The 12,895-nt window shown below is 70.5% G+C and carries 8 protein-coding genes; 6 read left to right on the top strand and 2 right to left on the bottom strand.

Translation table 11 applies throughout. The features are described 5' to 3' along the window. The first annotated feature begins 48 nt into the window (after positions 1–48). Positions 49–3,393 (top strand): phosphodiester glycosidase family protein, encoded by a 3,345-nt coding sequence (locus NQK81_RS12545; RefSeq protein ID WP_257489747.1) that lies wholly within the window; start codon positions 49–51, stop codon positions 3,391–3,393. A gap of 251 nt (positions 3,394–3,644) precedes the next feature. Here the strand turns inward: NQK81_RS12545 and NQK81_RS12540 are convergent, their stop codons facing one another. Then, positions 3,645–4,655, bottom strand: coding sequence for a M14 family zinc carboxypeptidase (locus NQK81_RS12540; protein ID WP_257488304.1), 1,011 nt, complete (start codon positions 4,653–4,655; stop codon positions 3,645–3,647). A gap of 118 nt (positions 4,656–4,773) precedes the next feature. Here NQK81_RS12540 and NQK81_RS12535 point away from each other — a divergent pair, with 118 nt between their 5' ends. From NQK81_RS12535 to NQK81_RS12525, 3 genes are read left to right on the top strand one after another with little or no spacing between them, the layout of a single operon-like run. Further along, entirely contained in the window at positions 4,774–5,688 is a 915-nt protein-coding gene (locus tag NQK81_RS12535) for an ABC transporter ATP-binding protein (protein WP_046199923.1), read from the top strand. After that, a complete protein-coding gene (locus NQK81_RS12530) occupies positions 5,688–6,503 on the top strand; it encodes an ABC transporter permease (RefSeq protein ID WP_257488303.1) in 816 nt (271 codons plus the stop codon). The genes NQK81_RS12535 and NQK81_RS12530 overlap by 1 nt, the downstream gene beginning before the upstream one ends. Beyond that, the gene (locus tag NQK81_RS12525; RefSeq protein WP_257488302.1) at positions 6,503–7,345 is read left to right on the top strand and encodes an ABC transporter permease; all 843 of its coding nucleotides are present in this window, start codon (positions 6,503–6,505) and stop codon (positions 7,343–7,345) included. The genes NQK81_RS12530 and NQK81_RS12525 overlap by 1 nt, the downstream gene beginning before the upstream one ends. A gap of 4 nt (positions 7,346–7,349) precedes the next feature. Here NQK81_RS12525 and NQK81_RS12520 read toward each other — a convergent pair whose 3' ends face one another. Then, a complete protein-coding gene (locus NQK81_RS12520) occupies positions 7,350–8,780 on the bottom strand; it encodes a S8 family peptidase (RefSeq protein WP_257488301.1) in 1,431 nt (476 codons plus the stop codon). 525 nt (positions 8,781–9,305) lie between these two features. Here NQK81_RS12520 and NQK81_RS12515 point away from each other — a divergent pair. After that, positions 9,306–12,395: a translation initiation factor IF-2 N-terminal domain-containing protein gene (locus NQK81_RS12515; protein ID WP_257488300.1), complete on the top strand. Its 3,090-nt coding sequence runs from the start codon at positions 9,306–9,308 to the stop codon at positions 12,393–12,395. Between the two features lie 166 nt (positions 12,396–12,561). Next, positions 12,562–12,876: a 50S ribosomal protein L21 gene (rplU, locus tag NQK81_RS12510; RefSeq protein WP_005158538.1), complete on the top strand. Its 315-nt coding sequence runs from the start codon at positions 12,562–12,564 to the stop codon at positions 12,874–12,876. Positions 12,877–12,895 lie beyond the last annotated feature (19 nt).

Here is a 12,895-nt window from a genome sequence, read left to right as displayed (position 1 = left end):
GCTGCCTATCACTCGATCGTGGGGTAATTCGTGAGAAATTCACGCCTGTTGCTGCTCGCTGCCCTGCTGCCCGGATTGTTCGTCGCCCCACCGGCGCACGCCGATCCCTTGGCCGCTCCGCTCGGTCCGGCGCCCGTCGAAGCCGCCCCCGCGGCGTCCTCGGCGAAGGAGGGCCCGTCCGCGTACGCCGTGGCGGCGCCCGACGACGGTCTCGTCACCACCAGCGCGACTTCGCGCGTGGCGCCGGGCCTGAGCCTGACCGAGTTCGACCGGTACGACCCGGCGGGCTGGATCCGCGGCGACACCCTCGCCGTCGACCTCACCAGCAAGACGCTCAAGCCGACCTACCTCAGCCCTGGCACGGTTTCCGCGCGGACACCGCTTTCGCAGCAGGTGTCCAGGGCCGGCGCGGTCGCCGGCGTGAACGGGGACTTCTTCGACATCAACGCCAGCGGAGCGCCGATCGGCGTCGGCATCGACGCCGGGAACCTCCAGACGGCGCCCGCGCGCGGCCACAACCTGACCGCGTCGATCACCGAAGAAGGCAAGGCGCGGCTCGCGGAGGTCTTCCTCGACGCGTCGGTCACCCTGCCCGACGGCCGGGTCGTGCCCGCGTCGAACTTCAACAGCCCCGTGCTGAGCGGTGACGCGATCGGCGTCTACACGCCGCTGTGGGGCGCGTCCTCGCGGCGGACCTCGGTCGCGGGCGCGCGGCGTGTCGTCGAGATCGAGGTCTCAGACGGCGTCGTCACACAGGTGCGGCCGCAGCCCGCGGACGGCCCGATCGCGGCCGGCGCGACGGTCCTGCTCGCCCGTGACGGTGGCGTGGACACGTTGTCCGGCTTGAAGCCCGGCGACCGGGTGGGTGTCACGTACGCGCCGAAGAGTGACGCGGGCAAGCTGTCCGTCTCGATCGGCGGCAACAAGGTCCTGCTGCGGGACGGCGCGGTGCAGCCGGTCGACAACGTCGCGATGCACCCGCGGACCGCGGTCGGGTTCTCGGCCGACGGCACGAAGATGTGGCTGGCGACGGTCGACGGCCGCCAGGCCGACAGCCGCGGCATGACGGAACTGGAACTCGCCCGGCACATGAAGTCGCTCGGCGCGGACGACGCCCTCAACCTCGACGGTGGCGGCTCGTCGACCATGCTCGCCCGTGAAGAGGGCGAGAAGTCGCCGCTGGTCCGCAACTCGCCGTCGGACGGCGGGGAACGCTTGGTGCCCAACGGGATCGGTGTCGCGACCACGCCGGGAAGCGGGCGCCTGACCGGATTCGCGCCCCGTCCAGTGCAGGACACCGCCGACGCGACGCGCGTGCTTTCCGGGCTGACGCGGAAACTCGCCGCCGGGGGTCACGACGAGACCGGCGCCGCCGTCGACTCCCACGTCCAGTGGCTCAGCACGAATCCGTTGCGCGGCACCGTGACCGGCGGCGTGTTCACCGCGCACGCCGACCGGCTCCGGCCGGACGCGCCCGCGAACGTCGACGTCCTGGCGAAGCGCGGCGGTGTCATGGGCAAGGCCACGCTGAACGTCCTCGGTTCGCCGGTCAGTCTGGGCACGAGCACCGAACAGGTCGCCCTGTCCGGCGAAGGCGCGAAGAGCACGTTCAAGGTGTTCGGCTACGACGCCGACGGTTACGGCACGTGGATCGAGCCCGACGACGTCAAACTCGATTACGACCCCACGGTGGTGAAGATCGAACCGTCCGGTGACGGGTTCGCGGTCACGGCGCTCAAGGCGTCGGGCGCTTCGGCGATCACCGCCACCGCTGGCGGGAAGGTGACGCATCTGGCGGCTTCCGTCGGCACGGAATCCCGCGTGGCGTCCCCACTGGACGGCCCGGCGGGCTGGTCCGCCAGCGTCTTCCCGGCCGTCGTCGGCGCCGCGCTTTCCGAGGCACCCGGCCGGGACGGTGGACGCGGTCTCGCGCTGGACTACCGGCTGAACGGGACCAACGCCACGCGTGCGGCCTACGTGAACTCGGCGGCACCGATCGCGCTGCCGCCCGGCACCCAGCGTGTCGGCCTGTGGGTCAACGGCGACGCGAAGGGCGCTTGGCTTCGAGCGGAACTCCGCGACGCCGCCAATGTCCCGTCCGTCGTGGATCTTTCGCTGAGCGTCGACTGGACGGGCTGGCGCTACGTGCGCGCGGCCATCCCCGCCGGGCTCCCCGACGGGCAGCGGCTGACGAAGTTCTATGCCGTCGAGAACGTCCCGGCCCAGCAGTACGAAGGACGGCTGGTCTTCGACGACCTCACTTTCGAGGTCGCGCCCGCGGCCGCCGTCCCCGCCGACCCGGCTCCGCGCGACCCGGCGTTGATCACCGACGGCGCCGCGACCGGCGGCCTGCGGATCGCCGTGGTCAGCGATGCGCAGTTCACCGCGGACCAGCCGGACGGGCCGCTGGTCGCCCAGGCTCGTCGCGCGCTGCGCGAGGCGGTGGCGGCGAAACCGGATCTCGTGCTGATCAACGGTGACTTCGTCGACCGCGGTACGGCGGCCGATTTCGTGCTGGCTCGCTCGATCATCGATGAGGAACTCGTCGGCAAGGCGCCGTGGTACTACGTGCCGGGCAACCACGAAGCCGACGGCGGGCACGGGCTCGCGGAGTTCCAGGCGGCGTTCGGGGAGACCCATCGCGTCGCCGATATCGCCGGGATCCGGCTGGTGCTGATGGATTCCTCGCGCGGTTCGCTGCGCGCGGGCGGGTTCGACCAGATCCGGATGCTGCGCGAGGCGCTCGACGGCGCGAAGGCGGACAGGCGGATCCGCGGCGTGGTCGTCGCGATGCATCATCCGGTGAAGGACCCCAGCCCGACCGGGAATTCGCAGCTGGCCGACCGCAAGGAGGCCGCCATGCTGACCGGCTGGCTGACCGCCTTCGAACGCGAGTCTGGCAAGCAGGCGGCCGCGATCGCCTCGCACGCGGGCGTTTTCAATCTCTCGCGGGTCGATGGCGTGCCGTATCTGGTGAACGGGAACTCAGGGAAGTCGCCCGCGGCGGCGCCGGGTGACGGCGGGTTCGTCGGCTGGACGATGGTCCGGTTCGAGCCGGGGGACAAGGCGCAGCCGGTGCGGTTCGAGACGCGGCCGAACGTCGACGCGCTGACGCTGTCCGGGCCCTCGTCGCTGGCACGCGGGGAGAAGGCGGACGTCCGGGCCGTGGTGACGCAGGGAGCGCGTCAGGTGCCGGTGTCGTACCCGGTCAGCGCGGACTGGAAGGGCGGCTGGGGCACGCACATCGCCGGCGGATTCCTGCCCGCGATGCCGTGGGACGTCGCTTCGTTCGACCCGGCGACCGGGGTGCTGACCGCGCTGCGGCCGGGGACGGCGAACCTTTCGGTCACCGTCAACGGGGTGACGCGGAGTCTTTCGGTCACCATCCGCTGAACGACCTCGTGAGTGGTAAGGACGGTTAGAACCGTCCTTACCACTCACAAGAGGCCGCTGTCGCTGCCGGGCACGGCCGGAGGGTTGCGAAAGCCACTTTCGCAACCCTCAACGTTGCGAAAGTGGCTTTCGCAACCTTCGGCCGCGGCCGAGCTCATGACCGCCCGGCGCCCCTGTCACGAAAGCCACTTTCGCGACGTCTGATGTCCCGAAAGTGGCTTTCGCGACGCCACCCGAGCGCGCCCACGAGGTCAGGCGGCTTCGTGCTCCTCTTCGACCGACCCCGGCAGCGCCGGACCCCGCGGCGGGATCGCTTCGGCGTCGGCCGGATCCACCTTCCGCACCGAACCGTCGGCAGCGGACTGCGCGATCGCGAGCATCGACGCCAGCGCGTCCTGGATCTGCTGCTGTTCCCGCTCCGGGATGAGGCTCAGCTCGATCAGCACGCTGCCGTTGCCGAGCAGCCCGTACCCGTTGCGCGCGATGCCCTGGTAGTCACCGCCGGGATACTGCGAGACATAGCCGCCGTTGCCGTCGATCGACCGCTGCACCACGACCGCGATCTGCTTCGCGAAGTCCACATCGGACGGTTTGACGCCCGGATGCGTCGGCCACATCGTCGAGGCCGTGATCTCCTTACCGTTCGCGTCCCGGTAACGGCCCTGCATGTGGTAGTCGACCATGATGTCCGGCTTGAACGACGCGTTCCGCCGCTGGATCAGGCCCGCCTCGGTGGCCGGGTTGTCCTTCGGCGCCACTGCCGGGTCGTGGTAGCGGTTGATGTCGTACCCCTTGCCCTTCTCACCGTATTCGGGAGTGGCGTCCGGGTCGTAGTTGTAGCGCCAGTCGCGCTCGTGCCCGTCCGGGTTGGCGCGCACGACGATGTCGACGGTCACCTTCGCGAGCAGCTTCTGCGCCCACGGGCTGTGCCCGACCCCGACCTTGCGCAGGAACTCGAGCGCGGCGGGGGTGCCGAGCGGCTCGTCGCCATGCTGCTGGGTGACGTACTGGATCCGCGTCTTGCCGTGGCCGACCCTGGCCGCCCACACCGGACGGCCTTCATTGCTGCGGCCGATCTTGTCCACCCGGATCTTGCCGTGGCTGAGCGCCGCCAGCTTGTGCAGTTCGAAGGCCAGCTTGGCGGTGGACGGCCGCGGGTCCACAGTGGCCGCACCGGTCTCCGCCGCTTGGGCGGCAGGCGCCACCAGGAGCCCGGCGCTGACAAAAACGGACAACAGGGCGATTCTGGGCTTGAGACTCATGGACGGTGAGTATCGACGAGCGGGCAACGGCCGACAAGGGGCCGGATAAACCGGTCGAATTTTGTCGGTGGCAGGTCCTAGGGTGCCTACCGTGGGTGACTCAGAGCACGAACCGGCGATGGTGCAGGCGAAGGCGTTGGTCAAGCGGTTCGGCGATTTCGAGGCCGTCCGCGGGATCGACGTCGAGGTCCGCCCGGGGGAGGCGTTCGGCTTCCTCGGGCCCAACGGCGCGGGCAAGTCCTCCACCATGCGCATGATCGCGAGCGTCTCCCCACGCACCGACGGCGACCTGCGGGTCCTCGGCATGGATCCGGACGTCGAGGGGCCGAAGATCCGCGCCCGGCTCGGGGTGGTGCCGCAGCAGGACAACCTGGACACCGAGCTCACCGTCCGGCAGAACCTGCAGATCTACGGCCGCTACTTCGGGCTTTCCCGGTCGCACGTGCGGAGCAAGGCCGAGGAGCTGATGGAGTTCGCCCAGCTCACCGACCGGGCGAACGCGGAGGTCGATTCGCTCTCCGGCGGGATGAAGCGGCGGCTGACCATCGCGCGGTCCCTGGTCAACGACCCGGAGCTGCTCCTGCTCGACGAGCCGACCACGGGGCTCGATCCGCAGGCCCGTCACCTGTTGTGGGACAGGCTGTTCCGGCTCAAGGCCGGTGGGACCACGCTCATCATCACCACGCACTACATGGACGAGGCGGAACAGCTCTGCGACAGGCTGGTCGTGATGGACAACGGCCGGATCGCCGCCGAAGGCTCGCCCGCGGATCTGATCAGCCGGTACTCCACCCGAGAGGTCGTGGAGCTGCGCTTCCCGAACGGCGAGCAGGAGGCGGCCGCGAAGCGGATCGAGGGCCTCGCCGAACGCGTCGAGGTCCTGCCGGACCGCGTCCTGCTCTACACGATGACCGGCGAGGCCACCCTCGAACAAGCGCACGCGCGCGGCCTGCGACCTCTGTCGAGCCTGGTCCGCCGCAGTTCGCTGGAGGACGTCTTCCTCCGCCTCACCGGCCGGACGCTGGTGGACTGATGACCACTGCGCAGACGAAGGCGTCGACGGGCCGCGTGGTCTCGCGCTGGGCGGGAGCCTGGCTGCGGGTCGAGGGCCATTGGATGTGGTACCGCCGGTACTGGGTGTCCACTTTGTACTCGACGGGCCTGCAGCCGGTGCTCTTCCTTGCCGCGATGGGGCTCGGGTTCGGTTCGCAGGTCCAGGCCGGTGCGGCCACGGGCGGGTTCTCGTACCTGGAGTACGTCGCTCCCGCGCTGCTCGTGGCGGGTGCCGCGCAGCTGGCGGTGGGGGAGTCGAGTTACCCGGTGCTGTCCGGGTTCAAATGGCAGCAGGATTACATCGCCGTCACCGCCACGCCGATCACGCCGGGTCAGGTGCTTGGCAGCCAGATCATGTGGGTGAGCCTGCGGCTGACCCTGGCGGGCGTGATCTACGCCGTCATCGCGGCGCTCTTCGGATCCTGGACGAGTTTCGGCGTGCCGGCCGTCATCCTGATCGGGACGCTCACCGGGATCGCGTGCGGCACCCCGGTGATGGCGCTCGCCGCGACCACCTACGACGAGGGCACCCGGTTCGGCCTGGTGTTCCGGTTCGTCCTGATCCCGATGACGTTGTTCTCCGGCACGTTCTTCCCGATCACCGAGCTGCCCGCCCCGCTGATGTGGATCGCCTGGATCTCCCCGCTGTGGCACGGCAACGAGGCGGCGAGGGCGGTCAGCCTCGGCACCGTCGGCCCGCTCGCCACGCTGGGCCACCTCGCCTTCCTGGTCGTGCTGGCCGGGGTGGGCTGGGCGCTGGCGCACAAGTACTTCTACCGACGGCTGGTGGTCTGATGGCGGTCCTCACCGAAGCGCTGCGACGTGGAAAGCCGCGCCGCGGGGTGCTGCTGCGCATCCTGCCGTCCGCGCTGTACAGCGGCCGGTCGACGGCGGTGCTGGAGCGCACCTTCCTGACGTACTCGCACGCCTGGATGCTGTTCGTGTCCGGCGTCTTCGAGCCGCTGTTCTACCTGATGGCCTTCCAGCTCGGCTTCGGCAAGCTCGTGGGCGAGGTCGTCGGTCCCGGCGGGCAGGCGATGAGTTACGTCGCCTTCGTCGCGCCCGGCCTGCTCGCGGCGTCGGCGATGAACGGCGCGATCCTCGACTCGACGTACAACCTGTTCTTCAAGCTGAAGTACGCCAAGCTGTACGACGCCATGCTCGCCACCCCGATCGGGCCGCTGGACATCGCGCTCGGCGAGGTCGGCTGGTCGGTGCTGCGCGGCGGGATCTACTCGGCGACCTTCCTCGGCGTGATGACCGTGATGGGGCTGCCCGGCTCGTGGTGGGCCCTGCTGATGATCCCGGCGGCGCTGCTGATCGCGATGGCGTTCTCGGCCATCGGCATCGTGCTGGTGACCTTCCTGCGGTCGGTGTCGCAGTTCGACTACATCAACCTCGTGCTGATGCCGCTGTTCCTGTTCTCCACGACGTTCTACCCGCTTTCGGTATACCCGGCAGGGATCCAGTGGATCGTGCAGGTCTTCCCGCTGTACCACGGCATCGAGCTGATGCGCGGGCTCTCGGCGGGCGTCCTGTCGTGGGGCATGGTCGGCAACGTCACGTACCTGGTGGTGCTGGCGGCGGTCGGGATCTACGCGTCCTCGAAGCGGTTCGGCAAGCTGCTTCTGCGCTGACCGGTCAGCGGGCCGGGTTCGCGCCCGTGCGCCGCGGCGCCACCGCGGCCAGCGCGTCGACCAGGCCATGTCCGTAGAAGCCGTTGAACCCCGCGTACCCGGTGCAGTACGCGTCCTGCGAGCCGTCACCGGTCAGGTCGTAGTCGGCGGGGCACGCGATCGGGGTGGCCTGGGCGTCCAGCGTCCGCCTCAGCTGGCGGGCGCTGTAGCCGGGGTGCTTCGAAGCGAGCAACGCGGCGACACCGGCGACGTGCGGCGCCGCCATCGACGTCCCGCACAGCGGCGCGTATCCGCCGGGGACGGTCGAGAGCACGCATCGCCCGGCCTCGCCGCCGGGAGCGGTCACGTCGATCACGCCCAGTCCGTACGAGCTGTAGCCGGCCTTGACCCGCTCCTCGCTCACGGACGACACGGCGACGACGTCGCGCAGGCCCGCGGGCAGCGCCTGGCAACCTTCGGAGCCGGACTTGGCGCCCGAGCGCGGCGACGGCACCAGCTCGGCGGCCTCGTTGGTCGCCGCCGCGACGGTGAGGGTGCCCGCCGAGGTCGCGTACTCGACGGCGCGGGCCATGACCTCGTTCACCACGCCCCGTTCGTCGTTGTGGGCGCACGAAAGCGACCACGGGTCGACGAAGTAGCTGCTGTTCGTCACCGTCATGCCCTGTGAGGCGGCCCACATCAGCCCGCAGACGGCGGCTTCGGGGTCGGCGTACCCACGATCGTCGATCACCTTCACCGAGGCGATCCGGACCCCGGGCGCCACCCCGGTGACGCCTTTGCCGTCGTCGGCCGCGGCGATGATCCCCGCGACATGGGTGCCGTGCACCGAGGTCGTCGCGGCCCAGTTGCGGTCGGGCACGCCGGTCAGGCAGCCCGCGGACTTCTCGGGGTCGAGGGCGCTCGCCAGTTCGGGATGAGCGGGGTCGACACCGGAGTCGAGCACGCCGACGACGACGTCCCGGCTGCCCGGTTCGATCGCGTGGGCCTTGTCGGCACCGATCGCGCGCATGTCCCATTGCTCGCCGGTGCGGTCGGCGGAGGGGACCTTCGCCGGATCCGTCGGCTGGACTTCGGCGCGAGCGGGCGCGGACCTGGCCGGTGACGTGCCGTTGGCCCGCTGTACCGCCAGCCGTTCCGCCTGCGCGCTGAACGCGGCGGCGGGCCGGACCAGTTCGGCGAAGGCGGGGTCGGCCGAGGTCGCCACGGCCACCGCGATCTGCGGATAGTAGGTCGTCGTGCTGCCACAGCCGTCCGAGATGGCGGTCTTGGCCTCGGCCTCGGAGGTGCCCTTCTCGAAGGCGACGACGTAACGCAGGGCCTTTCCCTGGGGATGACACGAGGGCTCCGCCTCGGCCGTCGTCACGGCGGCGATCGAACCGCAGAGCACCATGAAGGCGCACACGGCCGCTCGCAGGGACCGCCCCAGCAGGGACACCGGACCTCCCACCGGAGAACATCGGACGACGAGGGCGCCGAGGCCTACGCTTCAGTACCCCCGAGCGGCACGCTAGCCACCCTCGGCCGGGTCGACAAGCTCTTCCGCGAAGTTCGCTCGGCCGGTGGCCGCGGCGCGCCCGGGAGCCAGCTCTGTGGCACCGAGTACACCGGAGTGGGGCCGGTGTGTGGGATACTCGCGGTGGCCGCTGGCCGACGGGCCCACGTGAGAGGTGGCGCTCGCGGTCTCGTGGCCCGGTGGTGTGCTGCACATCCTCCACACGCGTCGCCGCTGCATGCGGCTCGACGACGTGGCGGGCGGCCCGATGTCGCGAACGTGGCCAGCGCTCCGCCGAGCAGACCTTCAGCCGTACGCGGCGCCCGGACAACCCCGGCGCCGTCGCGGTGCCGGGCAAGGATTCCCGCTGCTGGTGACCACCACGGCGGAACGAACAGAAAGGGGCCCCTGCGCGGCCGCGTCGAGCCGGTGTGAGCCAGCCGACGCGCCCGGGGGCGGAGGAGATATATGTCGAACGCGGACACACCCGCCGTCACCGGCGGGAATACCGCCACACCCATCGCAAGCCAGCTGGGCGAACTGCCTCCCCGGATCCGGGTGCACGCGCTGGCGAAGCTGCTGGGATCCAACAGCCGTGAACTGATGGCCAAGCTCGGTGAGCTCGGCGAAACCGTCCGGAGCGCGCAGTCCAGCGTCACCCGTGAGGTGGCGCACAAGCTCGCCGAAGCCCTCGCCGGAGGCGACGAGCCCGAGACCGCCGAGGCCGCTCCTGCCGCCGAAGCACCCGTCGCCGAGACCCCGGCGGCTCCCGAGCCGAAGCCCGAAGCCGAGCCGGAGCCCGCTCCGCAGGCGGAGGCCCCTTCGCGGCGTGTTCCGCCCGCGCTCGCCGCCCCGGTGACGCCGGAGCCGCCGCAGGCGACGACCAGGCCCGCGAAGGCCTCTGTGCACGTCCCGGTGTTCGCCGCGCCGTCGCCGGTGTTCCTGCCGCCGGAGCCCGTCGCGGCGAAGCCCGCCCGCAAGCCGGAGCCCGCCTTCACCCCGACCGAGGAAGCCGCCTCCGACGAGGACGAGACGCAGACCGAGCAGGCCGAAGGCCACGGCACCGACGAGGACGGTGACGACGCCAACAGCCGTCGCCGCCGTCGTCGTGGACGCCGTGGTCGCGGCCGGGGCAAGGGCGGCGACGAGGGCTCGGCCGACTCCGAGAACGAAGACGAGCAGCCCGAAGAGTCGCGAGCCCCTCGCAATCGTCAGCAGCGCGCGAAGGACAAGGACGCCGAGACCGAAGAGGCCGCGGCAGAGTCCGCCGAAGAGGCGTCCGCCGAGGCCGATTCGGACAACGAAGGCGATTCGGACGGCGGCAGCAAGCGCCGCCGTCGCCGCCGCCGTCGTAAGGGCGGGGACGACGACAACGCCGAGGCCACCAGCGACGACCCGCCCAACACGGTCGTCCACGTGCGCCAGGCCAAGGCCGCCGAGACCGAGCGCCCCGCGCGGGACGAGGTCCGCAGCGTGCGCGGCTCGACCCGGCTCGAGGCCAAGCGCCAGCGCCGGCGGGACGGCCGCGAGGCCGGTCGTCGCCGTGCGCCGATCCTGTCCGAGGCCGAGTTCCTCGCGCGCCGCGAGTCGGTCGAGCGCACCATGGTCGTCGCCGAGAAGGGCGACTCCACGCAGATCGGTGTGCTCGAGGACGGCGTCCTGTGCGAGCACTTCGTGACCTCGTCCGGCACCGGCTCCATCGTCGGCAACGTGTACCTCGGCCGCGTGCAGAACGTGCTGCCGTCGATGGAGGCCGCCTTCATCGACATCGGCCGCGGCCGCAACGCCGTGCTCTACGCCGGTGAGGTCGACTGGGACGCCGCCGGTCTCGAGGGCAAGGCCCGCAAGATCGAGCAGGCGCTCTCCACCGGCGACTCCGTGCTGGTGCAGGTCACCAAGGACCCGGTCGGGCACAAGGGCGCCCGGCTGACCACGCAGATCTCGCTGCCGGGCCGCTTCCTGGTCTACGTGCCCGCCGGCGGCGCCACCGGCATCTCCCGGAAGCTCCCGGAGAACGAGCGCCGCCGCCTGAAGGACATCCTCAAGCGCATCGTCCCCGAGGACGCCGGTGTGATCATCCGCACCGCGTCCGAGGGCATCAGCGAGGAGGAGCTGGACCGCGACGTCCGCCGCCTCAAGGCGCAGTGGGACGTCATCAAGGAGAAGGCCGAAGCCGGCAACGGCGGCAAGAAGAACAGCGCCCCGGTCATGCTCTACGAAGAGCCGGACCTGCTGGTCAAGGTCGTGCGCGACCTGTTCACCGAGGACTTCGCCAAGCTGGAGATCCAGGGCGACAAGGCCTGGGACACCATCTACAACTACGTCCAGCACGTGGCGCCGGACCTGGCGGATCGCGTCAAGCGGTACACGGGCACCGGTTCGGCCTTCGCCGACCACCGGATCGACGAACAGATCACCAAGGCGCTGGACCGCAAGGTCTGGCTGCCCTCGGGCGGTTACCTCGTCATCGACCGCACCGAAGCGATGACGGTCATCGACGTCAACACCGGCAAGTTCACCGGATCGGGTGGCAACCTCGAAGAGACGGTGACCAGGAACAACCTGGAGTCGGCGGAGGAGATCGTCCGCCAGCTCCGGCTCCGGGACATCGGCGGCATCATCGTCATCGACTTCATCGACATGGTGCTCGAATCCAACCGCGAGCTCGTGCTGCGACGGCTGACCGAATGCCTCGGCCGCGACCGCACGCGTCACCAGGTCGCCGAGGTCACCTCGCTCGGCCTGGTGCAGATGACCCGCAAGAAGATCGGCACCGGGCTGCTCGAGGCGTTCTCGACGCCGTGTGAGCACTGCAAGGGCCGTGGCGTGGTCGTCTCGACCGAGCCGCAGCGCACCGGTGGCGGCGGAAACGGGCACAACCACGGTGGTGGCGGTGGCGGTGGCGGCAAGGAGCAGGGCTCCCGCCGGTCCCGCGGCCGGGGCAAGGGCGAGGACCAGGGCCAGAACGAGCCCGCCGTGGCCAAGACCGAGGCACCGCCGGCGCCGGCCCAGCGCGAGTCGGTGGTGTCGGCGGTCCAGGCCGTGGCCAACGCCACCTTGGCGGCCAAGGGCGAGCACTCGCACGAGGCCACCGAGAACGCTGAGAACGCCGAGGGCGGCGCGCTCAACGGCCACGCCCCTCAGGCGGCCGAGCAGCCCGCTGAACCGGTCTCGGAGCCCGTTGCCGACGCGACCGTCGAACAGGCGGCCGAGGCGGCCGCTGAGCCGGTTCCGGAGGCGGTCGCCGAGGCGCCCGCGACCGAACTCGCCGGTGAGCCGGTGACGACTTCGGACGACGAGGCACCGGCCGTGCGCGAGGAAGAGATCGCCGTGGTCGCGGAATCGGGCCCCGAACCCGAAGCACCCGAGGTTCCGGTGACTGCTGAGACTGTTGTGACGGAAGAGGTTTCCGCGCCCGAGGCCCCGGCGGCCCAGGACGAGACCGAACCCGAGGTGGACGTCCCGGCCCCGGCCGTGCGCTCCACCACCCGCCGTCGTCCGCGACGGGCGGCCTCGCGGCCGGCCGGTCCGCCGGTCAAGGCGTCGGAAAAGAGCTAGTGAACACCTAGGGGCACCCCGGTGTGATCGCACCGGGGAGCCCCACGTAACCTGTAGAACGGCCCGCCACCTAGAGCGGGCACCTTGCGCAGCATCCGGACCACCGAAACTTGGGTGGGCCGATCACGCAAGCCCCCACCCGTTGTCGAGTAAGCAGGAGACTTCCGTGTCGGCGTACGCGATCGTCAAGACTGGCGGCAAGCAGTACAAGGTGGCCGTCGGCGACGTCGTCGAGGTCGAGAAGCTCGAAGGCGAGCCGGGAACCGAGCACACCTTCCCCGCAGTCCTTTTCGTGGACGGTGGCGACGTCACCACGGACGCCGACGCGCTGGCGAAGGTCTCGGTCACCGGCAAGGTCGTCGAGCAGACCAAGGGTCCGAAGATCCGGATCCACAAGTTCAAGAACAAGACCGGCTACCACAAGCGCCAGGGTCACCGGCAGAAGCTGACCCGCGTCGAGGTCACCGGCATCTCCAAGTAGGACTTTCTCCGGATCTTCG

This window comes from Amycolatopsis roodepoortensis (genome assembly GCF_024628825.1).
GTDB lineage: Bacteria > Actinomycetota > Actinomycetes > Mycobacteriales > Pseudonocardiaceae > Amycolatopsis > Amycolatopsis roodepoortensis.
Note: the sequence above shows the minus strand (reverse complement) of the source record. Positions and strands in the feature narration are given on the sequence as shown.

Coding starts and splice junctions, on each gene's coding strand:
- NQK81_RS12540 (WP_257488304.1), bottom strand. CDS start 4,655: ATGAGTCTCAAGCCCAGAATCGCCCTGTTGTCCGTTTTTGTCAGCGCC.
- NQK81_RS12535 (WP_046199923.1), top strand. CDS start 4,774: ATGGTGCAGGCGAAGGCGTTGGTCAAGCGGTTCGGCGATTTCGAGGCC.
- NQK81_RS12530 (WP_257488303.1), top strand. CDS start 5,688: ATGACCACTGCGCAGACGAAGGCGTCGACGGGCCGCGTGGTCTCGCGC.
- NQK81_RS12525 (WP_257488302.1), top strand. CDS start 6,503: ATGGCGGTCCTCACCGAAGCGCTGCGACGTGGAAAGCCGCGCCGCGGG.
- NQK81_RS12515 (WP_257488300.1), top strand. CDS start 9,306: ATGTCGAACGCGGACACACCCGCCGTCACCGGCGGGAATACCGCCACA.